The 23,390-nt window shown below is 69.7% G+C and carries 16 protein-coding genes; 7 read left to right on the top strand and 9 right to left on the bottom strand.

The window, feature by feature from the left end; all coding sequences use genetic code 11:
* Positions 1 to 90: 90 nt before the first annotated feature.
* Both RHOOR92_RS0112740 and RHOOR92_RS0112735 read left to right on the top strand, forming a co-directional pair.
* Entirely contained in the window at positions 91 to 972 is an 882-nt protein-coding gene (locus RHOOR92_RS0112740) for a DMT family transporter (RefSeq protein ID WP_027490405.1), read from the top strand.
* Between the two features lie 67 nt (positions 973 to 1,039).
* Entirely contained in the window at positions 1,040 to 2,158 is a 1,119-nt protein-coding gene (locus RHOOR92_RS0112735; protein WP_007513556.1) for a sterol desaturase family protein, read from the top strand.
* A 13-nt stretch (positions 2,159 to 2,171) separates the two neighbouring features.
* On the opposite strand, the gene RHOOR92_RS0112730 is transcribed toward RHOOR92_RS0112735, so the two are convergent.
* Together RHOOR92_RS0112730 and RHOOR92_RS0112725 are read right to left on the bottom strand one after the other, a co-directional pair.
* Positions 2,172 to 3,119, bottom strand: coding sequence for a pyridoxal-phosphate dependent enzyme (locus RHOOR92_RS0112730; RefSeq protein ID WP_027490404.1), 948 nt, complete (start codon positions 3,117 to 3,119; stop codon positions 2,172 to 2,174).
* Positions 3,119 to 4,120, bottom strand: a complete 1,002-nt coding sequence (locus RHOOR92_RS0112725; protein ID WP_027490403.1) for an aldose epimerase — start codon at positions 4,118 to 4,120, stop codon at positions 3,119 to 3,121. The genes RHOOR92_RS0112730 and RHOOR92_RS0112725 overlap by 1 nt, the downstream gene beginning before the upstream one ends.
* A 70-nt stretch (positions 4,121 to 4,190) precedes the next feature.
* Between RHOOR92_RS0112725 and pepN the strand changes: the two genes are divergently transcribed.
* Positions 4,191 to 6,845, top strand: a complete 2,655-nt coding sequence (pepN, locus tag RHOOR92_RS0112720) for an aminopeptidase N (RefSeq protein ID WP_027490402.1) — start codon at positions 4,191 to 4,193, stop codon at positions 6,843 to 6,845.
* 83 nt (positions 6,846 to 6,928) lie between these two features.
* Here the strand turns inward: pepN and RHOOR92_RS0112715 are convergent, their stop codons facing one another.
* Positions 6,929 to 7,114 (bottom strand): hypothetical protein, encoded by a 186-nt coding sequence (locus tag RHOOR92_RS0112715; RefSeq protein ID WP_007513548.1) that lies wholly within the window; start codon positions 7,112 to 7,114, stop codon positions 6,929 to 6,931.
* Between the two features lie 594 nt (positions 7,115 to 7,708).
* Between RHOOR92_RS0112715 and mnmG the strand changes: the two genes are divergently transcribed.
* The 4 genes from mnmG (at position 7,709) to RHOOR92_RS0112695 (ending at position 14,851) form a co-directional block, all read left to right on the top strand.
* Complete coding sequence (gene mnmG / locus RHOOR92_RS0112710; RefSeq protein WP_007513546.1) at positions 7,709 to 9,586, top strand: tRNA uridine-5-carboxymethylaminomethyl(34) synthesis enzyme MnmG; 1,878 nt, start codon at positions 7,709 to 7,711, stop codon at positions 9,584 to 9,586.
* Positions 9,587 to 9,646: 60 nt separating this feature from the next.
* Positions 9,647 to 10,420 (top strand): RDD family protein, encoded by a 774-nt coding sequence (locus RHOOR92_RS0112705; protein WP_015449002.1) that lies wholly within the window; start codon positions 9,647 to 9,649, stop codon positions 10,418 to 10,420.
* Between the two features lie 147 nt (positions 10,421 to 10,567).
* A complete protein-coding gene (locus tag RHOOR92_RS0112700; protein WP_027490401.1) occupies positions 10,568 to 12,895 on the top strand; it encodes a Tex family protein in 2,328 nt (775 codons plus the stop codon).
* Positions 12,896 to 13,009: 114 nt separating this feature from the next.
* Entirely contained in the window at positions 13,010 to 14,851 is a 1,842-nt protein-coding gene (locus RHOOR92_RS0112695; protein ID WP_027490400.1) for an autotransporter domain-containing protein, read from the top strand.
* 112 nt (positions 14,852 to 14,963) lie between these two features.
* On the opposite strand, the gene RHOOR92_RS0112690 is transcribed toward RHOOR92_RS0112695, so the two are convergent.
* From RHOOR92_RS0112690 to dprA, 6 genes are all read right to left on the bottom strand, one after another.
* Positions 14,964 to 15,845 (bottom strand): YbaY family lipoprotein, encoded by an 882-nt coding sequence (locus tag RHOOR92_RS0112690; RefSeq protein WP_015449005.1) that lies wholly within the window; start codon positions 15,843 to 15,845, stop codon positions 14,964 to 14,966.
* A 170-nt stretch (positions 15,846 to 16,015) separates the two neighbouring features.
* The gene (purD, locus tag RHOOR92_RS0112685) at positions 16,016 to 17,314 is read right to left on the bottom strand and encodes a phosphoribosylamine--glycine ligase (RefSeq protein WP_015449006.1); all 1,299 of its coding nucleotides are present in this window, start codon (positions 17,312 to 17,314) and stop codon (positions 16,016 to 16,018) included.
* 106 nt (positions 17,315 to 17,420) lie between these two features.
* Positions 17,421 to 18,800, bottom strand: coding sequence for an AMP-binding protein (locus tag RHOOR92_RS0112680; RefSeq protein ID WP_015449007.1), 1,380 nt, complete (start codon positions 18,798 to 18,800; stop codon positions 17,421 to 17,423).
* A gap of 136 nt (positions 18,801 to 18,936) precedes the next feature.
* Entirely contained in the window at positions 18,937 to 19,509 is a 573-nt protein-coding gene (locus tag RHOOR92_RS0112675) for a Sua5/YciO/YrdC/YwlC family protein (protein WP_015449008.1), read from the bottom strand.
* The gene (locus tag RHOOR92_RS0112670) at positions 19,510 to 22,011 is read right to left on the bottom strand and encodes a DNA topoisomerase I (protein WP_015449009.1); all 2,502 of its coding nucleotides are present in this window, start codon (positions 22,009 to 22,011) and stop codon (positions 19,510 to 19,512) included. It abuts the gene before it with no gap.
* A 121-nt stretch (positions 22,012 to 22,132) separates the two neighbouring features.
* The gene (gene dprA, locus RHOOR92_RS0112665; RefSeq protein ID WP_037115428.1) at positions 22,133 to 23,308 is read right to left on the bottom strand and encodes a DNA-processing protein DprA; all 1,176 of its coding nucleotides are present in this window, start codon (positions 23,306 to 23,308) and stop codon (positions 22,133 to 22,135) included.
* Between the last annotated feature and the right edge of the window lie 82 nt (positions 23,309 to 23,390).

Here is a 23,390-nt window from a genome sequence, read left to right as displayed (position 1 = left end):
GGCCCATCGTCGATGAGTGGGTGGTCGCGGGGTGCCGCACAACGTAACCCACGCCGCTAGACTTGTCGCCCCACCTTGCCCCGGCTTCCCATGTCGCCTTCGCCCTCACGCGGCGCGTTGTCCGCGCTGCTCGTCACCATCCTGATCTGGGCCTACAGCTGGGTCGTGATGAAACAGGTGCTGGCGTACGCCGGGCCGTTCCATTTCGCCGCGCTGCGCTACCTGCTCGGCGCCGGCGTGCTGTTCGCCGCGCTGCTGCTGTCGCGGCAATCGCTGCGCCCGCCGCCGTTGCTGCCCACGCTGCTGATCGGCCTGTGCCAAACCACCGCGTTCCAGGGGCTGGAGCAGTGGGCGCTGCTCGATGGCGGCGCCGGCCACGTCGCGCTGCTCGCCTACACCATGCCGTTCTGGGCGGTGCTGCTGGCGTGGCTGCTGCTGGGCGACCGCCCCACCGCGCGGCACTGGCTGGGGCTGGCGCTGGCCGCGCTCGGGCTGCTGTGCATCATCGAACCGTGGCGCACCATGGGCAGCGCGCTGAGCACCACGCTGGCGATCGCCGGCGGTGCCGCCTGGGCGGCCGGTACCGTGCTCAGCAAGCGCATGTTCCTGCGGCATGCACCGGCGGTGCTCAACCTCACCGCGTGGCAGATGCTGCTGGGCGGCGTGGTGCTCGGCCTGATCGCGCTGGCGGTGCCGGAGCGCCCGATCGAATGGAACTGGGTCTTCGTCGGCGGACTGACCTACAGCGTGCTGCTGGCCTCCAGCCTGGCCTGGTGGCTGTGGTCGATCGTGCTGCAGCGACTGCCGACCACGCTGGCCAGCGTGTCCAGCCTCGGCGTGCCGATCGTCAGCGTGCTGCTGGCCTGGCTGATCCTGCACGAGCAGCCCTCGTCGATGGAGCTGGTCGGCATCGTGTTCGTGCTGCTGGGCCTGCTCGCGGTCAGCGGCGTGGGCGCGCGCCAGCGCAGCTGAGCCGATTCAGCCTGCGCCGCCGGCAGCGGCGATAGAATCCCCATCTGGTGAATGGACCGAGGCGCCGATGTTCGATCTCCCGTCGTGGTGGGCCCATCTGGTCAGCTGGCTGAGCGGCCATGCCGTGGTGCCGCTGCTGGATGCGCTGCACCTGGACGGCTTGAGCGGCAACCCCGACGACATCGCTGCCTCGCTGCTGATCGCCGCGCTGCAGCTCGGCATCATCGGCCTCATCTTCCGCCCGCTGGAAAGCTGGTTTCCGGCCGAGCGCTGGAGCGACCGCCGGCTGACCCGGGTCGATCGCAACTACACGCTGCTGATGCTGCTGGGCATCTTCCCGCTGTTCACCTACCTGGTGCTGATGCCGTTCAGCCACCTGCTCGGCGGCGGCGGCGAGGCAGTCGACCCCGGCACCGGTTCGGCGCTGGCGCTGACCCACTGGGTGCCGTGGTTCAACCGGCATCCCTACGTGCTGTTCGCCGTCTACTACGTGATCTACGACTTCACGTACTACTGGATGCACCGCACCCAGCACGCGATCCCGTGGTGGTGGGCGCTGCACAGCATGCACCACAGCACACGCCAGATGAGCTGCTGGACCAACGACCGCGGCAGTCTGGTGGACGGCTTCATCCAGTCGATGATCCTGGCCACGGTAGGCCTGGCGATCGGCGTGGACCCGGACGAGTTCGCCTGGCTGATGCTGCTCGGCGAACTGGTGCAGAACTTCTCGCACACCAACGTGCGGCTGGGCTTCGGCCGCGTGTTCGACCGCGTGTTCGTCGCACCGAAATTCCACCGCCTGCACCACATGCTGGTCGATCCCGAGCGGCCGACGCTGCACAACTGCAACTACGGCCAGGTGCTCTCGGTGTGGGACGTGCTGTTCGGCACGGCGCTGTACGGCGAGCCGCCGCGGCCGACCGGCGTGGGCGACCCGATCGTCGATGCCGACAACGACTACGGCCTGGTCGGGCTGCACTGGGCCGCGCTGAAACGGTTCTGGGTCGCCGTGCGCCAGCCTGCCGGCTGGCGACCGGGCGAAGTGGCCTTCGGCGCGGATTACACGCCGATCCCGGTCGACCAGCTGGACCTGCACGCCCTGGCGCGCCATGCGTCCGCCGTCATTGCCGACGAGGACGTGCCAACCAGCGGCAGCGCGGCGGTGGAATCCGTGCCGGGCTGATCCGTCCGCGAATTCACCAGGGCAGCGCGTCGAGATCCACGTTGCCGCCAGTCAACACCACGCCGACGCGTCGGCCGGCGAAACGCTGCGGCTGCTTGAGGATCGCCGCGAACACGGTGGCGCTGGACACTTCCACCACCTGCTTCAGCTCCGACCACAGCAGCCGCATCGCAGCGACGGTCTCGGCATCGCTGACCGTGATCACTTCGACGCGGTGCGTGCGCAACGCGTCGAGGTTGCGTTCACCGACCAGCGCGCGCAGCCCGTCGCAGACCGTGTCGGGCACCACCGTGGTGACCCGCGTGCCGCGCGCCAGCGACTGCGCCGCATCGTCGGCACCGAGCGGCTCGGCACCGAACAGGTCCAGCGCCGGGTCGATGCCGTGCGCGGCGATCGCCACGCCGCTGGCCAGGCCGCCGCCGCCGACCGGGGTGATCAGCGCATCCAGTCCGGGCGCCTGCTGCAGCAGTTCCAGCGCGAGCGTGCCCTGCCCGGCCATCACCCGGGTGTCGGCATACGGATGCACCAGCTCCGCGCCGGTGGCGCGCTGCACCTCGGCACAGGTCGCCTCGCGCGCGGCCTGGGTCGGCGCGCAGCGATGCAGGATCGCGCCGGCGCGCTCGATCGCCGCGAGCTTGGCGCGCACCGCGCCTTCCGGCACCACCACGTGCGCGGCGATGCCGCGAGTGGCGGCGGCCAGCGCCAGCGCGTTGCCATGGTTGCCGGAGGAATGGGTGACCACGCCATGCGCGGCCTGCCCGTCGTCGAGCGACCACACCGCGTTGCAGGCGCCCCGGAACTTGAACGCGCCGCCGCGCTGCAGGTTCTCGCACTTGAAATGCAGTTCGGCACCGGCCAGCGTGTCCAGCGCCGCACTGCGCAGCACCGGCGTGACGCTGGCGTACGGCGCGATGCGCGCGGCGGCGGCGAGGATGTCATCGAAGCCGGGCAACAGGTTCATCACGAATCGATCTCCAAGCCGCAACGAAAGCGTCGCTCGGCACCGGGTTCGAGCCGGACCGCCGCGGCGCACTCGGGCCGGTTGAACGCGTCGGCCATGCATTCCATCGGTTCCAGCGCGACGGCGCGGCGCGGATCGCGGCTCACCGTGTCGCCGGTGAACGCGTGCATCACGCCGTGTTCCTGCCACACCGCGATGCCGAAACCGCTGGCCGGGTCGCGCAGGCGTGTGCGGATGCGGCCGTCGGGGTCCGCCTCCAGGTCGGTGTAGCCCTGGTCGATGATGCTGTCGCCGATCCGCCGCGGCTCGCGGAAATCCAGCGCCGGCGCATCGTCCAGTGCCACGTAGGCTTCCGCGCCGGCCAGCGCGATCAGGTCGGCGCCGGTGCGGATCAGGGTCTGCGCGGGAATCTGCAGTTCCCAGCCGTCGACCTCGCCGTCGGCCACGCGGAAATACGGATGCCAGCCGAAAAAGCATGGCGCGGCGCGATCGCCGACGTTGCGCATGCACGCCTCCAGGCTGAGGCCGGCGTAGTCGAGGACGAATGTCACCGACAGGTCGATCGCATGCGGATAGCCCGGCCGCGGGCGGATCGCATCGGTGCGCAGCGTGACGCGGGCGGAATCGTCATCCGCCTCCAGGCCGGCCAGCTCGAAATCCGCGTCACGCACGAAACCATGCCGACTGCCGCGATCGACGCCGGTGACGCCCGGGGCGAGATCCTGCACCTGGCCGTCGAAGGTGTAGCGCGCATCGGCGATGCGCCCGGCGAACGGCACCATGACCGCGAAGCGCGAGCCCGGTCGGGCGGCGATTTCGGCGGCGTCGGCATAGCCGCCGGCGAGGTCGCGGCTGACGCCATCGACATCGGCCTCGAAGCTGAGCAGCGCCGCGCCGCGCCGTGCGACGCGGATGCAGCGACCGCCGTCGACATCGGTCAGCACCACGATGTCCTGATCGCCGAGTCGACCGGGCCGGGCGGTGTAGCGCATCACAGCCATGCGGGGTTCCCTGTGGTTCGAGAGGTGCATGGTATCCTGTTCGCTCCCCAACGCCCCATCCGTTGTTCCCATGCATGCACTCTCCACGCAAGCCGCCTCGGCGTCGATTTGTCTTCGCGACTACCGCGCCCCGGCATGGCGCGTGGACACGGTGGAACTGGACTTCGACCTCGGCATCGACGCCAGCGAGGTACTCGCGCGCCTGCACTTGCGTCGCGACCCCGCGCAGGACGCCCCGCTGTGGCTGGACGGCGAGAACCTGCAGTTGCTGTCGATCGCGCTGGACGGCACGCCGCTGCCCGCCACCGCCTACCGCTACGACGGCAACGCGCTGGAGGTGGATGGCGCGCGCGACGGCAGCGTGCTGGAAACCCGCGTGCGGCTGCGCCCGGCGGCGAACACCGCACTGGAAGGCCTGTACCTGTCCGGCCCGCGCGAGACCGGCTTCCTGCTGACCCAGTGCGAGGCCGAGGGCTTCCGCCACATCACCTTCTTCCCTGATCGGCCCGACGTGCTGTCGCGCTATACGGTCACCCTGCGTGCCGACCGCACGCGCTTTCCGGTGCTGCTGGCCGGCGGCAACCCGGACGGTGCCGGCGCGCTGGACGGCGGCCGGCACTGGGCGCGCTTCGTCGACCCGCATCCGAAGCCGAGCTATCTGTTCGCCGTGGTCGCCGGCCATCTGCAGGTGATGGAGCGCGACTACGTCACCGCCGATGACCACGCCGTGCAACTGAAAATCTGGGCCGAAGCCGACGCCATCGACCGCTGCCACTACGCGATGGACGCGCTGGAACGCGCGATGCGCTGGGACGAGCAGGCCTACGGCCGCAACTACGATCTCGACGTGTTCCACGTCGTCGCCACGCACGACTTCAACATGGGCGCGATGGAGAACAAGGGCCTCAACATCTTCAACGCGAAATGCCTGCTGGCCGCGCCGGACTCGACCACCGACGAGGAGTATCGCCACGTCGAGGCGGTGGTGGCGCACGAGTATTTCCACAACTGGAGCGGCAACCGCGTCACCTGCCGCGACTGGTTCCAGCTGTCGCTGAAGGAAGGGCTGACCGTGTTCCGCGAACAGAGCTTCTCGGCCGACATGAACTCGGCGCCGCTGAAGCGCATCGAGGACGTCGCCCTGCTGCGCCGCGCGCAGTTTCCCGAAGACGCCGGCCCGCTGGCGCATCCGGTGCGCCCGGCGCAATACAGCGAGATCAACAATTTCTACACCGCCACGGTGTACGAGAAGGGCGCCGAGCTGGTGCGCATGCTGGCCGGTGCGCTGGGGCGGGACGGTTTCCGCCGCGGCATGGATCGCTACTTCGAGCGCAACGACGGCCGCGCCGCCACGCTGGAGGATTTCCTCGCCGCGCTGGGCGGGGCGAACGGCACCGACCTCACGCCCTACCTGGCCTGGTATGCCCAGGCCGGCACGCCCCGGCTGAAGGCGCACGGCCATTACGATGCGGTCCGCCACACGTACACCCTGACCCTGGCCCAGTACACCCCGGCCGGCCACGGCGCGGAACCCCGCGTACCGCTGCCGATCCCGGTGAAACTGGCGCTGTTCACGCCGCAGGGCGACATGCTGCCGCTGCATCTGGACGGCCAGACGGCCAAACCCGACACCGAGCGGGTGGTGGTGCTGGAGCGGGCCGAACAAAGCTTCGTCTTCGCCGATGTCACCACCGCACCGGTACCGTCGCTGCTGCGCGGGTTCTCCGCGCCGGTGATCCTGGAGTGCGACTACACGCCCGGGGAACTGGCCCTGCTGCTGGCCCATGACGTCGACGGCTTCAACCGCTGGGAAGCGGGCCAGCAACTGGCTGCGCGTGCCTACGAGGACCTGCGCGACGACACCGCCGGCGCCGCCCTGCATGCCTGGTGCGATGCACTGGCCCGGTTGTTCGATGCCGCCGCCATCGATGACGCCCTGCTTGCCGACCTGCTGACCCCGCCGGGCGAGGTCGAACTGGCCGAGCGTGAGAGCGCGATCGACCCGCAGCGCATCCATCACTTGCGCCAGGCCCTGCAGCAGCGACTGGCCGCGCGCCTGGGCGCCCCGGCCTTGCGCCAGCGCTATGCCGCGCTGGCCGCACACACCACGATCGAACTCGACGCAGCGAGCCAGGCCCAGCGCCGGCTGAAGCGCCGCGTGCTGGAACTGCTGGCGCTGCTCGACCCTGCCGGCGCTGGCGAACTGGCCACGGCGCAATACCGCGAGGCGCCCGGCATGACCGACCGCCTCGCCGCGCTGTCCGTGCTGGTGCGCAGCGATGCCCCGCAGGCCGCCGCGGCGCTGCGCGATTACCGCGAACGCCACGCCGGCAACGCGCTGGCGCTGGACAAGTGGTTCGCGGTGCAGGCGCAGTTGCCGGGCGAGCGCGCGCTGGACCGCGTGCGGCGGCTGGAGCGCGATGCCGCGTTCACCCTGAAGAACCCGAACCGGGTGCAGTCGTTGCTGGGGGCGTTCGTGCGCAACAACCCGAGCGGCTTCCACCGCGTCGACGGCGCCGGCTACCGACTGCTGGCCGAACGGCTGGTGGCGCTGGATGCGTTGAACCCGCAGGTCGCGGCGCGGCTGGCCACGGCGTTCAACGGCTGGCAGCGGCTGGAGCCGCTACGGCGCGAGGCCGCGCATGCGGCCATCGTGGAACTGGCCGGGCATCACGGGCTTTCCCGCAACCTGGCCGAGATCATCGGCAGCGTGCTGAACCGCTGACCGGCGGCGGGGCATCGCGCGATCCCGCCGGATCGCCCTGACGTGCACGTGGCGCTGCCCCGCACACGGGCCGGAGGCTTCGTTCAGACGTCTAGATGATCGAGCGCGTCGAGCAGGCTCTGCAGGCGCGACTCCAGGCTCGGCTGCAGTGCCACGCGCTCGCTGTCGTCGCGCTCGCTCAGGCCGTCGATGGCCATCTCGACCTGGCCGAGTTCGACCAGCAGGTCATGGTGCGGATAAACCGGTTGGAAATCGAAGCTCATGTCCATGGCGTATCCCTCGTGATAGGTAAGCCGGGAGATGCAACCGCCATGCCACATGTGATCTGGATCACGACCGATTCACGCATGCAATCACACGACTGACGCAATACGTCATCTGCTGCCGCGATCCGGCACAAAACTCCTTTTCAGTCACCCCGTGTTCACGCATTTGCGGCGAATATCGCTCCACGCTCCACAGCAACCACTGTGGTCTGCGCCAGCAGGTTTCCGGTTTCTGGCGCTCGGCAATACGGTCATCCTGGATTCCCCCTGTTCCTGAGACCGCCGGGCGCCAGATCTAACAGCACGAGGCCCCGCGGCCGCCAAGCCGCGGGGCCTCGTCTTTTGGGCCTTGCACGCTTTTTGACTCCGCAAAAGGCGACGGCACCCCGAGGGGTGCCGTCTTGCTTCCTTTCCTGGTACGCGATCGAACCCCTGTCCGTCCGATCTCGGCGCGCGTGGTCGCGCAGCGTCTGCCCCTGAAAGTGCTGGCTTTGTTGAAGCAGAAAACGTGCCAGCCGTCCCGGGCGGCTCGCCAGGCATGGGTGGCGCTACCATGGCGCCCCGTTTCGTCACTTTTTGCACGCTCAGGTCAGTTCGATGCGCCACCCGACCCACTACGACGTCATCGTGATCGGCGGCGGCCACGCCGGCACCGAAGCCGCGCTGGCCGCCGCGCGCGCCGGTGCACGCACGCTGCTGCTCAGCCACAGCATCGAGACGATCGGCCAGATGAGCTGCAACCCCGCCATCGGCGGCATCGGCAAGGGCCATCTGGTGAAGGAGATCGACGCGCTTGGCGGCGCGATGGCGCATGCCGCCGACCTCGCCGGCATCCAGTGGCGCACGCTGAACGCGTCGAAGGGCCCGGCCGTGCGCGCCACCCGCTGCCAGGCCGACCGCACGCTGTACAAGGCGGCGATCCGACGCATGGTGGAGACGCAGCCGAACCTCGAACTGTTCCAGCAGGCGGTCGACGACCTGCTCATCGAAAACGGCCGCGTCACCGGCGTGGTCACCCAGATGGGCTTGTCGTTCGGCGCCCGCTCGGTGGTGCTCACCGCCGGCACCTTCCTCGCCGGCAAGATCCACATCGGCCAGGCGCAGTACGCCGGCGGTCGCGCCGGCGATCCGCCGGCCAGCGCGCTGGCGCAGAAGCTGCGCGAGCTGCCGCTGGCGGCCGACCGCCTGAAGACCGGCACGCCGCCGCGCATCGACCGCCGCAGCATCGACTTTGGCGGCCTGGATGAGCAGCCCGGCGACGATCCGGTGCCGGTGTTCTCCTACCTCGGCACGCGCGACGAACACCCGCGCCAGGTCAGCTGCTGGATCACCCACACCAGCGAGCGCACCCACCAGATCATCCGCGGCGCACTGGATCGCTCGCCGCTGTACACCGGCCAGATCGAAGGCGTCGGCCCGCGCTACTGCCCGTCGATCGAGGACAAGGTGGTGCGCTTCGCGGAGAAGTCGTCGCACCAGATCTTCATCGAGCCGGAAGGCCTGGACACCTTCGAGATCTACCCGAACGGCATCTCCACCTCGCTGCCGTACGACGTGCAGCTGGCCCTGGTGCAGTCGATCAAGGGCTTCGAGCGGGCGCACATCACACGCCCCGGCTACGCGATCGAGTACGACTATTTCGACCCGCGTGGCCTCCACCCGTGGCTGGAGACCAAGGCGATTCCCGGCCTGTACTTCGCCGGCCAGATCAATGGCACCACCGGCTACGAGGAGGCCGCCGCGCAGGGCCTGGTCGCCGGCCTCAACGCCGCGCTCGCGGTGCAGGGCAAGGGGCCGTGGTATCCGCGCCGCGACGAGGCCTACCTCGGCGTGCTGATCGACGACCTCACCAGCAACGGCACGATCGAGCCGTACCGCATGTTCACCTCGCGTGCCGAATACCGGCTGCACCTGCGCGAGGACAATGCCGACCTGCGCCTCACCGAGCAGGGTTTCGCACTCGGCGTGGTGTCGCAGGCACGCCTCGACGCATGGTGCGCCAAGCGCGAGGCGGTCGAGCGCGAGCTGCAGCGGCTCGGCACGTTGTGGGTGACCCCGGCGAACGCCCGTGGCGCGGCGGTCGAGCGCCAGCTCGGCATCGCGGTCAGCCGCGAGACCAGCGCCATCGACCTGTTGCGCCGACCCGAACTCGATTACGCCGCACTGGCCGCCGTTCCCGAACTGGGGCCGCCGGTGCAGCGCGACGACGTTGCCGCACAGGTCGAGGTGCAGGTGAAGTACGCCGGTTACCTCCAGCGCCAGCGCGAGGAGATCGAGCGCCAGCGCCGCCACGAGCAGCTGGCGATTCCCACCGGCTTCGACTACGACAAGGTGCGCGGGCTGTCGGCCGAGGTGCTGGCGAAACTGAAGCGCGCGCGGCCGGCCACAGTGGGCCAGGCCGCGCGCGTCAGCGGCGTCACCCCGGCGGCGATCTCGCTGCTGCTGGTGCACCTGAAGCGCCGCGACGCCGCCTGACCCCCGCGCGGCAATCCGCTCATGGCATCATGCGCACTTTGACCAGCATGGGGGTGCGCGATGGAAATCTGGATCGGCCGCGACGGTGAACGGCATGGCCCGTACAAGGAAGACGACGTGCGCCAATGGCTGCGCAGCGGCCAGGTGAGCCCAGCCGACCTGGCCTGGCACGAAGGCCTGGCCGACTGGCAGCCGTTGTCGGTGCTGTTCCCCGACGTGGCAGTCGCACCGCCGCCGGCAACCGCCAACCCCTACGCCGCACCGGCCGCCCCGCTGCTGCCGCAGACCACCGCCGCCGCGCTGGAAGACCACGCCGGTTTCTGGAAGCGCGTGGCCGCCTATATTCTCGACGCGATCGTGCTGTACATCCCGCAGGTGCTGATCGAGAAGGCATTCGGCGGCGACGCGGCGAAGGCGGCGCTGAAGCAGGCCAGTCTCGACGCGGTCGGCAACCCCGACGCCATGATGGCCGCCAACATGCACTACTACTCCACGATGTGGCCGGCCATGCTGCTGATCGTGGTGCTCGGCGTGCTGTACTTCACCGTGTGTGAAAGCTCGGCCTGGCAGGGCACGCTGGGCAAGCTGGCGCTGGGCATCCGGGTCACCGACCTGGAAGGCCGGCGGATCAGCTTCCCGCGCGCGCTGGGCCGCTACTTCGCCAAGATCCTCAGCGCCATCATCCTGGGCGTCGGCTTCCTGATGGTCGCTTGGACCCAGCGCAAGCAGGGCCTGCACGACATGATCTGCGGCACCCTGGTACTGAACGGCCGTGCCAGCGAGTTCAAAGCGAGCCCGTCGACGGCCGACAGCCGCAACTCGTTCAGCGCCTGAGCCACTGACCCCACGACGGCGCCGCGGCCGATCCGCGGCGCCGTTCTTGTTTGCGCGGCGGTACCGCCAGAGCCGCTTGGTATCATCGGCCGCCGCATTCTTCTTCATCCGGCGCATCACGCCGCCGACGGGAACCGATCACCACCCATGCTCAGCATCGAACAACGCATCGCCCACGACATTGCCGCGAAGACCGAACAGGTGCGGGCGGCCGTCGACCTGCTCGACGGCGGCGCCACCGTGCCGTTCATCGCGCGCTATCGCAAGGAAGTCACCGGCGGCCTCGACGACACCCAGCTGCGCCTGCTGGAAGAGCGCCTGCGCTACCTGCGCGAGCTGGAAGAGCGCCGCGCCGCGATCCTGGCCAGTGTGGAAGAACAGGGCAAGCTCAGCGATGCGTTGAAAGCCGACCTGCTCGCCGCCGACACCAAGGCGCGGCTGGAGGACCTGTACCTGCCGTACAAGCCGAAGCGCCGCACCAAGGCGCAGATCGCCCGCGAGGCCGGGCTGGAACCGCTGGCGCTGGGCCTGCGCGAGGATCCCACGCGGTCGCCGGAGACGTTCGCCGAGTCGTTCGTCGACGCGGAGAAAGGCGTCGCCGACGTGCGCGCCGCACTCGACGGCGCCCGCGCGATCCTGATGGAGTCGATCGCCGAGGACGCGCACCTGGTCGGCGAGCTGCGCGACTGGCTATGGGCACAGGGGCAGATCCGCGCGAAGGTGGTCGAGGGCAAGGAGCACGAGGGCGCCAAGTTCCGCGACTACTTCGATCACGTCGAGCCGATCGCGAAGATCCCCTCGCACCGCCTGCTGGCGCTGATGCGCGCGCGCAACGAGGGCGTGATCGAACTCGAGCTCGCCCCCGCCGCGGACAGCGAGCAGGGCCACGCCGAGGGCGAGGGCCGCGTCGCGGCGCATGCGAACATCCACCAACGCGGCCGTGCCGCCGACGCCTGGCTGCGCGAGACCGTGCGCCTGACCTGGCGGGTGAAGCTGCACCTGCATCTCACGCTCGATCTGTTCGGCCGTGTGCGCGAAGGCGCCGAGGACGAGGCGATCCGCGTGTTCGGCGACAACCTGAAAGACCTGATGCTGGCTGCGCCGGCCGGCGCCAAGACGGTGATGGGACTGGACCCGGGCATCCGCACCGGCTGCAAGGTCGCGGTGGTCGACGCCACCGGCAAGCTGCTGGCCACCGACACGATCTACCCGCTGGAACCGCGCCGGCAGTGGAGCGAATCGCTGGTGGCGCTGGCCAAGCTGTGCAAACAACACAACGTGGACCTGATCGCGATCGGCAACGGCACCGGCTCGCGCGAGACCGACAAGCTGGCCGCCGAGCTGATCAAGAAGCTGCCCGAGGCGAAGCTCTCGAAGATCGTGGTGAGCGAGGCCGGCGCCTCGGTGTATTCGGCGTCCGAGCTCGCGGCGAAGGAGTTTCCCGATCTCGACGTGAGCCTGCGCGGCGCCGTCTCGATCGCCCGCCGGCTGCAGGACCCGCTGGCCGAGCTGGTGAAGATCGAGCCCAAGGCGATCGGCGTGGGCCAGTACCAGCACGACGTCAACCAGATCAAGCTGGCGCGCGCGCTGGATGCGAAGGTGGAGGACTGCGTCAACGCGGTCGGCGTGGACGTGAACACCGCCTCGGCCGCGCTGCTCGCGCGCGTGGCCGGCCTGTCCGCTTCGGTGGCCGAGAACGTGGTGAAGCACCGCGATGCGAACGGCCCGTTCCCGAACCGCAAGGCGCTGCTGAAGGTGCCGCGGCTCGGCGACAAGGCATTCGAACAGTGCGCCGGCTTCCTGCGCGTGCTCAGCGGCGACAATCCGCTGGACGCCAGCGCGGTACACCCGGAGGCCTACCCGGTGGTCGAGCGGATCATCGCGCAATGCGGCCGCGAAGTGCGCCACATCATCGGCGACAGCGGCTTCCTGCGCGGCCTGAAGGCAGAGCAGTTCACCGACGAGAAATTCGGCGTGCCGACCGTGCGCGACATCCTGAAGGAACTGGAGAAGCCCGGCCGCGACCCGCGCCCGGAATTCGTGGCGCCGAGCTTCGCCGAAGGCGTCGAGGACGTAAAGGACCTCCGGCCCGGCATGATCCTGGAAGGCCGCGTCACCAACGTCGCCGCGTTCGGCGCGTTCGTCGACATCGGCGTGCACCAGGATGGCCTGGTGCACCTCTCGGCGTTGTCGCACAGCTTCGTGAAAGATCCGCGCGACGCGGTGAAGGCCGGCGATATCGTCAAGGTCAAGGTGATGGAGGTGGACATCCCGCGCCAGCGCATCGGCCTCAGCATGCGCCTGGACGACGAACCGGGGCAGGCGCGCAGCGCCCGTCCGGGGGCCGGCCGCGATGCCGGCGGCAGCCCACGCGACAGCCGCGGCCCACGCCCCGGCGGCGGCGCGCCCAAACCCGCTGCCGCCCCGGCCAGCAACGCGTTCGCCGATGCGTTTGCGCGGGCGGGCAAGCGCTGAACTGCCCAAGCCGGGACCGCGGGCGGCGGCGATGCGCTGCAGCATGCGGTTCCGTATGGAATGCCGTACCGTAACGTCCAGCTAACACGGCCATCCCGGCCGAGGAGTATCTGCATGCTTCGTACCCGCCATCTGGCCGGTGCCATCGCCACCGCCCTGCTGTTCAGCACGGCCGCCGCGGCCACCGATTTCAGCAACGTCATCGTCTTCGGTGACAGCCTCAGTGACGGCGGCAACATCTCGCTGGCCACTGCGCCCACGATCCAGCCGCCGCTGCGCTTCACCACCAACCCGGGCATCACCACCGCGGAGAACGTCGCGGCGAAGCTCGGTTTCGCGCTGGCCCCGTCAGCCGCCGGCGGCACCGACTTCGCCTGGGGCGGCGCCGGCTTCGTCAACAACGTCGCCGCGGTGCCGACCATTCCGCAGCAGCTGCAGATGTACCTCGGCACGACCGGCGGCAAGGCCGACGGCAACGCGCTGTACCAGGTCTGGGGCGGCGCCAACGACATCTTCTACCTGAGCGGTGCGCTGACCGACCCGAACGCGATCGCCGCCGGCACCACCGGCGCGGCGCAGGCCGAGCTGGGCGTACTCGGCGCGCTGCAGGCCGCCGGCGCGCGCTACGTGGTGGTCTACAACCTGCCCGACCTGGGCAAGACGCCCGCCTCCGCCGCCGGCGGCGCGGCCGCGCAGGCCGGCGCCAGCCAGCTCGCCGTGCTCTACAACGGCGTGCTCAACAGCGGGCTGGCGCAGTTGAGCGCCAACGGCCTGAACATCATTCCGGTGAATACCTTCGCCCTGCTCAACGAGGCGGTCGCGAACCCCGCGGCCTACGGCTTCAGCAACGTCACCACGCCGGCGTGCACCGGCAGTTCGATCCAGTGCGGCCCGCAGGGCTCGGGGCTGCCCTACAGCTACGCGGCGGGCACCGACCAGAGCTACCTGTTCGCCGATGGCGTGCATCCGACCACCGCCGCTCACGCGATGCTCAGCCAGTACGTGCTGTCGGTGATCCGTGCGCCGGAGCAGGTCTCGCTGCTCGGCGAAGCGCCGCTGGCCGCCAGCGCCACGCAGAACCGCGTCATGCGCGAGCAGATGCTGACCACCGGCAAGGATGGCGACGTGCGCACCTTCGTCAACATCGACTATGCCCGGCAGCGCTTCGACGCCACCGGCAATTCGCCGCGCACCAACAGCGACAACTTCAATTTCACCCTGGGCGCGAACTATTTCGCCGGCGAGCACGTCACCGCCGGCGTGGCGCTGGGTGTGGGCCAGCACAACGCCGACTTCTCCGGCGGTGGCGGCTACAAGCTGCAGGACGTCAGCGGCCTGGGCTATGTCGGTTACCACAACGGCGGCGGCTACGTGGGCGGCTACGTCAACTTCGGCCAGTCGAATTTCAAGGACATCGAACGCCGCATGAGCATCGGCGCCATGCAGCGCACCGAAACCGGCAAGACCGACGGCTCGCACCTGGGCGGCGGCGTCACCGGCGGCTGGTGGTTCGATCTCACCGACAAGCTGCAGACCGGCCCGTTCGCCACCGTCGACTGGCAGACCGTGAAGATCAGCGGCTACGCCGAGAGCGGCAACGACAGCAGCGCCATGTGGTTCGGCCGGCAGCAGCGCGACTCGCTGCTATCCACGCTGGGCTGGCGCCTGCGCGGCCAGTGGCAGGTCAACAACCTGGTGATGTCGCCCTATGTCGAGCTGGGCTGGAACCACGACAGCAAGGCCGACCCGCGCATGGTCCGCGCCGGCCTGAACAGCATGAACGGCGGCTTCGCCCTGTCCGGCTTCAGCCCGGACCCGAGTTGGGGTACCGCGACGCTGGGCCTGTCCGCCCAACTCACCCCGAGCGTGCAGAGCTGGATCGGCTACAGCGGGCGCTTCGGCGACAACAGCCAGAAGTTCAACAGCGTCAACATGGGCGTGCGGATCAGTCTCTGATCCGCTCTGCCCAGCGGCCCGGCCTGGTCCGGGCCGCCCATGAAAAAGCCGTCCGTGGATGCGGACGGCTTTTTTTGTGGACCAGCCCGCTCGACGCGGGAGCCCGGACGGCTTACTTGTTCTTGCCGCCGGTAGCCATGGCGAGAATCGCCACCGCCTGCTTCCTCAGCGTCGCCGCCACTGCCGGATCGAGCGGCTGCACGTCGCTGCCGACCTGGTGCTGCTTGAGTACCAGCGTACCGTCGTCGCTCCAGCCGGCGCGGTCGATCGCGCTGGGTTTGCCGTCGCGGCTGGCCTTGGTTTCCTGCACGATCGCCCACGGCTTGCCGTCCTTGTAGGCATAGTCGGTGCTGGTGTAACCCTTGTCGCCGTAGTCGACCTCTTCGCGGATGTACTTCACCTCGCCGGCCTGGCGGAACAGCTGCCAACCGCGCGAATCACTGGCCTCCAGCTTGGTGCCATGGCTGATCTTCATGCCGCCGATCTGCGCCTTCGCCTCGGCGAACTCGGCCAGGATCTTCTCGCTGGGCGTCTGCTCGGCCAGCAGCTCGATCGCCACGCCGTCGTTCTTGCTGCCCTTGGCCAGCACCGGCGCCTGGATCGGCATGGTGTACTTGCGGTCGCCGTCGGTCAGGGACGCCTGGATCACGTACAGGTCGCCCGGCTTCACTTCGGCCGGGTTGAAGCTCAGCGTGAACGACTGCGGGAACGAACCGGCCGGCGAGGTCTTGCTGGCCAGCGGGGCGGAGCCCACGGCGGTGGACGACACGTCGGCCAGGTTCAGCACCAGGGTGGCGTTCGCCGACGGCGCGGGCGTGCCGGCGCGCAGCGTAATCGTGCCGCTCACCTGGCTCGGGACCGGCGCAGCGGCCGCAGCCGTGTTCGCGGAAGCGGGCGCCGTGGAGTCCGTCGACTGAGACGGATGGGAAGCGTTGTTGCAACCAGCCAGAGCCAGTGTCGCAACCGACATCAGCGACAAAACCGTCTTGCGCATGGGAAAACCTCATCAACGTGAAATCAAGCACGAGGCCGTTCAGGCGCTATGCGCCACGACTCTACGCGGGGGAAGTTCCAAGCATAGCCCAAAAAGCGCCGCCCGGAAAAGTCAAGCCATCCAATGGCCTACCATGCGGCGGCGTACGCGGCCCGCGACGCCGGCCCGGCTCAGCGGCGGTGCAAGGCCCGGTGTGCGATGTCACGGCGGCAGAATGCGCCGTCGTAATGGATCCGGCCGAGCGCGGCATACGCGCTTTCGCGCGCCGCGGCGAGGTCGCTGCCCAGTGCGCACACGGTCAGCACGCGGCCGCCGGTGGTGAGCACGCGCCCCGCCGGGTCGAGGCGGGTACCGGCGTGGAATACCTTGACGTCGGCCGCTAGCGCCACGTCGAGGCCGTCGATCGCGTCGCCCAGACGCACCCGGCCCGGATAGCCACCGGCCGCCATCACCACGCCGATCGCCGGGCGCGCGTCCCAACGCGCCCGGGTCTGTTCCAGCCGGCCGTCCAGCGCGGCGTCGATCAACTCGACCAGGTCGGACTTCAGCCGCAGCAGGATCGGCTGGGTTTCCGGGTCGCCGAAACGCACGTTGAACTCGATCACCTTCGGCGCGCCCGACTTGTCGATCATCAGGCCGGCATAGAGGAAGCCGATGAACGGCGCGCCCTCGGCCGCCATGCCGCGCAGGGTCGGCTCGATCACTTCCTTGAGGATGCGCTGCTCGACTTCCGGCGTGACCACCGGCGCCGGCGAATACGCACCCATGCCGCCGGTGTTCGGGCCGAGGTCGTTTTCGTCGCGGCGCTTGTGGTCCTGGCTGGAGGCCATCGGCAGCGCATGGCTGCCGTCGCTCATCACGATGTAGCTGGCTTCCTCGCCGTCGAGGAACTCCTCGATCACCACCCGCGCCGAGGCGTCGCCGAACGCGTGTGCGCCGAGCATGTCGTGCAGCGCCAGTTCCGCGTCGGCCAGGGTCAGCGCCACCACCACGCCCTTGCCGGCGGCCAGGCCGTCGGCCTTGATCACGATCGGCGCGCCGCCGCTCTGATGGGCCTGCTCGCGCACGTAGGCCAGCGCCGGATTCAGTTCGGTGAACACCGCATAGTGCGCGGTGGGAATGTTGTGCCGCTGCAGGAAATCCTTGGCGAACGCCTTGGAGCCTTCCAGCTGCGCGGCGATCGCGCGCGGGCCGAAGATGCGCAGGCTGGCGGCGCGGAAACGGTCGACCACGCCGGCCACCAGCGGCACCTCGGGACCGACCACGGTCAGCCCGACCTTTTCGCGCTTCGCCAGCTGCAGCAGGCCATCGAGGTCGTCCGCCGCCACGTCGGCGTTGCGCACGCCCGGCTCGCGCGCAGTGCCGGCGTTGCCGGGCGCCACGATCACCTCGTCGACCTGCGGCGATTGCCCGAGCTTCCACGCCAGCGCATGTTCGCGACCGCCGCCGCCGATGACCAGGACCTTCATTGGGCTGCTCCGTGTGAGGCGCGCCACCCGGCGCAGCCCGGCATTGTAGCGGCTGCGCGCTCAGCCGACGGCAGCGAGGCCGCACGCCCTGGCGCGAGCCGGCGGCTCAATCGTCGTCGTGCTGGCCGAGCAGGGCCAGCAGCGCCGCGCGCGGCAGCTTGCCGGTCTCGTTGCGCGGCAAGGCCTCGACCAGCTTCAGCGGACGCGGCAGGAACAGCGGGTCGATCGCGCGGCGCAGGGCGTCGAGTATCGCGTGTGCATCCAGCCCCGGTGCCACCGCCAGCGCGGCAATCCGGTGCACGCCCAGCGCATCGCCGTCGTCGAGCTGGAACACCGCGCCGTCGCGCACGCCCGGGATCGCCAGCAGGCGCCGGGTAAGGTCGCCCAGCGAGGCGCGCTTGCCGGCGATCTCCAGCAGGTCGGCGTGGCGGCCGCACAGGCGGAAGCGGCGGCCGCCGTCGGACAGGCTCACGATGTCGGCCAGGGCCACCGGCGCGTCCAGCTGCGGCGCCTGCACCAGCGTGCCGTCCGGCTGCGGATGCAGGCTGGCACCGTCATACAGCGACCAGTCCTCGTCCACGGCGGGACGCCGGCTGGCGAACACGCAGGTCTCGGTGGAGCCGAACACCTCCAGCAGCGGTGCACCGAACCGCTGCTCGGCGCGGCGCGCCAGTTCCACCGGCAGCGGTGCGGTGGCCGACACCATCGCCGCGACCGGCGGCAGCGCGATGCCCGATTCCACCAGCGCGCGCAGGTGCACCGGCGTGGTCACCAGCACCCGCGGCGCCGGCACCTCGGCCAGCGCGGCGGCCACGTCGGCCGGAAAGAACGGCCGCCCGGCATGCACGCCGACGTCGCCCAGCAGCGGCAGCAGCACCGACATCTCCATGCCGTACATGTGCTGCGGCGGCACCGTGGCGACGATCTCGACACGCGGCCCGACCGCTGCGCGCAGCAGCGCCAGGTTGCCGGCGTTGCTGGCGTGGAAACTGCCCCAGGTCTTCAGGTTCGCGCCGGGCGCACCGGTGGAGCCGGAGGTATAGCCGATCGCCACCACCTGCCCGGCCGGAATCGACGGCCACGCTGCATCAAGTTCAAGCGGCGGTACGGCATCCAGCGGCGGCAGTTGCCGGTAACCGCGCGGCGCGGGATCGAGCGCCTGCTCGCCCAGCGCATAGCAACCCGGATGCGCTGCCATCACCTCGTCCACTGCCTGCGGCGCACGCGACGACGGCAACAGGTTGGCCTGGCCACGCAACGCGATCGCGCAGAACGCGACCAGGAACGCGTAGCGGTCCTCGCACAAATTGACCCCGGCGGGGGCGGCCGGCAACCCGGCGGCCACCGCCTGCACCTGGGCCAGGAAGCACGCCGCGTTCACCGGCTCGCCGTGATGCCAGGCCACGATCCGTGCGGGGTCGACCGCGTCCAGCAACGGCAGTCGCGGTGGCGCCTCACGCTGGTAGGTGTCGTAAACGATGGCCAAGCCGCAATCTCCCTGATCTTCAATTCGACATGCCCCGCAGAATCGCGCCGCACCATGAACAGCGGCGTGAATGGCGGCAGCTGGCATCCCGCGGCGGTTCAGCTGGCGCAATGATCCGGCGCGCTCCCGTGGACGCTCAGGCGCGGATGATAGCGCCCGACAATGCATCGCGGATCACCGTGGGACTGGCCTGGCCACCCAGTGGAGCGTCCAGCAGGCCATCCAGTGCATCGCCGAAGTACTCCGCCACGGTCTGCGCCGTGCGCGCCGGCGGCTGGCCGTGCGGGTTCGCGCTGGTCGACACCAGCGCGCCGCCGAACGCGCGGCACAACGCGGCGGCCGGTGCGTGCGCGGTGACCCGCAGCGCGATCCCGGCATGCGCGCCGGCGACCCACGCCGGCACCTCGGCCGAGCGCGGGAAGATCCAGGTGTGCGGGCCGGGCCAGCTCGATCGCACCTCCCGCAGCACCTCCGCCGGCACCGCGGCCAGTTCGATGTAGCGCTCGACCTGGGCGAAATCAGCGGCGATCAACAGCACGCCCTGGGTCGCCGGGCGCTGCTTCAACGCGAAGATTTTCTCGAAGGCGACGCGGTCATGTGGATCGCAGCCGAGGCCGAACACCGCCTCGGTCGGGTACGCCAGCACGCCGCCGCCATGCAGCAGCGCGGCGGCAGCGTCGAGTTCGGCCAGGGTGAAGCGCTGCAGCACTCAGGCTCCGGTTTTGCTGGTCGCGGGCCTCTTTGCAGCGGCCTTCTTGGTGGCGGTCTTCTTTGCCGCCGTCTTCTTCGCCGGGGTCTTTTTCGCCGCAACCTTCTTGCTGGCGGCCTTCTTCACCGCCGTCTTTTTTGCCGGCGCCGCCTTCTTCGCGGCCGCCTTCTTGGTCGCGCCCTTCTTGCCGAAGCGACCCGGCTTGCGTGCCGGTGCGGCCGCCAGCAGCTCCAGGCACTGCGCCTCGGTCAGCTCCTTCGGCTCCTGCTCCTTCGGGATGCGCGCGTTCTTCTCGCCGTCGGTGATGTAGGCGCCGTAGCGGCCGTTCAGCACCTGCACGCCGTTGCCGAAATCGAGGATCAGCCGGTTCGCCAGCATCTCAAGTTTCTCCTGCACGATCTGCAGCGCGCGCGGCAGTTCGATCGTGTACGGGTCGTCCTCGGGCTTCAGCGAGGCATAGGTGCCGCCTTGCTTGACGAACGGGCCGAAGCGGCCGATCGCCACGCTGACTTCCTCGCCGTTCGGCGCGCTGCCCAGTTGGCGCGGCAGCTTGAACAGCTCCAGCGCCTCGGCCAGGGTGATCGTGTGCATGCTCTGGCCCGGGCGCAGGCTGGCGAAGGTGGGCTTGTCCGCGTCGTCCTTGGTGCCGATCGCCGCATACGGCCCGAACCGGCCCAGCCGCACCGAGACCGGCTTGCCGGTCTTCGGGTCGCTGCCGAGCTCGCGCGCGCCGGTGGCCTCGCTGCGATCGACCGATTCGGTCTTCTCCTCCACCTGCTGCTTGAACGGCTGCCAGAAGCGCTGCATCAGCGGCACCCACGCCTCCTCGCCGCGGCTGACCGCGTCGAGCTCGTCCTCGAGCCTGGCGGTGAAGTCGTAGTCGACGTAGCGGCTAAAGTGCTGGGTGAGGAACTTGCTGACCGCGCGGCCCACGTCCGTCGGCTTGAAGCGGCGGCTGTCGAGGAACACGTACTCGCGGTTCTGCAGCACCTGGATGATGCTGGCATAGGTCGACGGCCGGCCGATGCCGTATTCCTCCAGCGCCTTGACCAGGCTCGCCTCGGAATAGCGCGGCGGCGGTTCGGTGAAGTGCTGGTCGGCGACGATGTCGTGCAGCGGCACCTGCTCGTCCACCGCCAGCCGCGGCAGCCGGCGGCCTTCGTCGTCGTCCTCGGCATTCTTCTGGTCGCGGCCCTCCTCGTACACGGCGAGAAAGCCCGGGTCGACCACGGTGGTGCCGCTGGAACGGAACGCGGCGTCGCCACCGGCGACGTCGCGCACGGCGAATTCCACCGTCACGGTGTTCAGCGTGGCGTGGATCATCTGGCAGGCCACCGTGCGCTTCCAGATCAGCTCGTACAGCTTGCGCTGGTCGTCGTTGAGGAAGGCGGCCACCGATTTCGGCGTGTGCATCGCCGAGGTCGGGCGGATCGCTTCATGCGCTTCCTGCGCGTTCTTCGACTTGGTCTTGTACACCTGCGGCGCGTCCGGCAGCGCGTGGCCGCCGAAGTCGCGGGCGATCAGCTGGCGCAGCTCGGCCACCGCATCCTCGCCGAGCATGGTGGAGTCGGTACGCATGTAGGTGATCAGGCCGACATTGCCCTCGCTGCCCAGCGCCACGCCCTCGTACAGGCCCTGCGCCACCTTCATCGTGCGGCTGGTGGTGAAGCCAAGCTTGCGCGCCGCCTCCTGCTGCAGGGTGGAGGTGGTGAACGGCGCGGCCGGGCGGCGTTTGCGTTCCTTCGAGCTGACCTCGCTGACCGTGAGGCGGCCGCGCGCGGCCTGCTTCAGCGCGTCGCGGGCGGCATGCGCGTCCGCTTCGCTGGTGAGGTCGAACTGCTCGAACTTCTTGCCGTTGAGCCTGGACAGGCGCGCGGCGAAATCGCCCTCGGCGTGCTTCAGCTGGGCCTCGATGGTCCAGTACTCGCGCGCCTTGAACGCCTCGATCTCCTCCTCGCGCTCGACGATCATGCGCAGCGCCGGCGACTGCACGCGGCCGGCGGAAAGCCCGCGCTGCACCTTGCGCCAGAGCACCGGCGACAGGTTGAAGCCGACCAGGTAGTCCAGCGCCCGGCGCGCCTGCTGCGCATCGACCAGGTCGTGCGACAACTGCCGCGGCGCGGCCACCGCGGCCTTGATCGCCTTCGGCGTGATCTCGGAGAACACCACCCGGTGCAGCTGCTTGCCCTTGGTCAGGCCGCGCTCCTTCAGGATCTCGCTGATGTGCCAGCTGATCGCCTCGCCTTCGCGATCCAAGTCGGTCGCCAGATAGATGTCGTCGGCCAGCTTGGCCGCCTTGGCGATCGCGTCGACGTGCTTCTCGTTGCGCTCGATGATCTCGTAGGCCATGGCGAAACCGTGCTCGGTGTCGACCGCGCCCTCCTTCGGCTTCAGGTCGCGCACATGACCGTAGGAGGCGAGGACCTGGAAGTCCTTGCCCAGGTATTTGTTGATCGTCTTGGCCTTGGCCGGTGATTCGACGATGAGCAGGTTTTTTGCCATGAAGCTGGATATCCAAAGGTGAACCACCGGCGCTTCCGTGCCGGACATATATATAGTTGAAACCATGCCGCGCCGACGACTGTCAAGCCCGGCCGCACCGCAGGCGTCGCCCGACGGCCGTTCAGCCGCCGGGCAATCGCTGATAGCGGTTGCCCGGCAGGCTCGCCACCCTGGCCTCCAGCTCCAGGATCATCAGCATCGAGGAAAGTGCGGCGGCCGACCGCCCGGTACGCTGTACAAGTTCATCCAACGTCGCCGGTTCATGACCAAGTTCGGTCAAAAGCCGTCGATACCCGGTGTCGCCATCTGCCTCGGCGAGCCCCGGGGCGACACCATCGTCACTCGCGACCCGCGGCGGCCCGGCCACCGCGCCGCCAGTCGCACCCAGCCGCGCGGCCAGCTCGCCGCCAAGCATGCGCGCTGCCGGCGTCAATGTCTCGACAATCTCGGTCGCGCTCTCCACCAGCCGGGCGCCGTCGCGGATCAATCGGTGGCAACCGCGGGCCAGCGGGTGGTGGATGGAACCGGGCAGCGCGAATACCTCGCGGCCCTGTTCGGCGGCCAGTCGGGCGGTGATCAGCGAGCCCGAACGCAGGCCCGCCTCGACCACCAGCGTGCCCAGCGCGAGCCCGGCGATGATCCGGTTGCGCCGCGGGAAGTGATCCGGGCGCGCCGGCGTGCCGGGCGGAAACTCGCTGACCAGCGCCCCCTGCGCGGCGAGCCGCCGGGCCAGCGCATGGTGCTTGCGCGGGTACACCCGATCCGGCCCGGTGCCGACCACCGCGAGCGTCTTCGCGCCGGCATCCAGCGCGGCCACATGGGCGGCACCGTCGATGCCGTCGGCCATGCCGCTGGTGATCGCGAAACCGGCCTCCGTCAGCGCCAGCGCAAACGCCCGGGCATGCGCGAGACCCACTGCGCTGGCACCGCGCGCGCCCACGATCGCCACCTGCGGATACAGCAGCAGGCCGGTGTCGCCGACCACGAACAGCACCGCCGGCGGCTGCGGAATGTGCTCCAGTTGCGGCGGAAAATCCACTTCGGTACAGCGCAGCAGCCGATGTCCGGGTTCGGCCAGCCAGGCCAGGTCGGCGGCCAGCTGCACTTCGTCGGGCCGGGCCAGCCAGGCGCGGGCCGGCTCGCCAAGCCGGGCCGCGTCGCGGCTCAACTGCGCCAGCGCAGCGCGGATGTCGCCGCCGGCCGCATCCAGCCGCTCGCGCAGGCCGCCCGGGCCGAGGCCGGGCGTGCGCAAGGCGAGCAGCCAGGCGCGCAGTTCATCGCGATCATCCATGGTCATGGCGGCAGTTTACGCAGTGGCCCGCAAAGAAAACGGCGCGGTGGGAACCGCGCCGTGCTGTAGGCAGATGCCGCGGTGGTGC

The organism is Rhodanobacter sp. OR92 (assembly GCF_000427545.1).
Taxonomy (GTDB): domain Bacteria; phylum Pseudomonadota; class Gammaproteobacteria; order Xanthomonadales; family Rhodanobacteraceae; genus Rhodanobacter; species Rhodanobacter denitrificans.
Note: the sequence above shows the minus strand (reverse complement) of the source record. Positions and strands in the feature narration are given on the sequence as shown.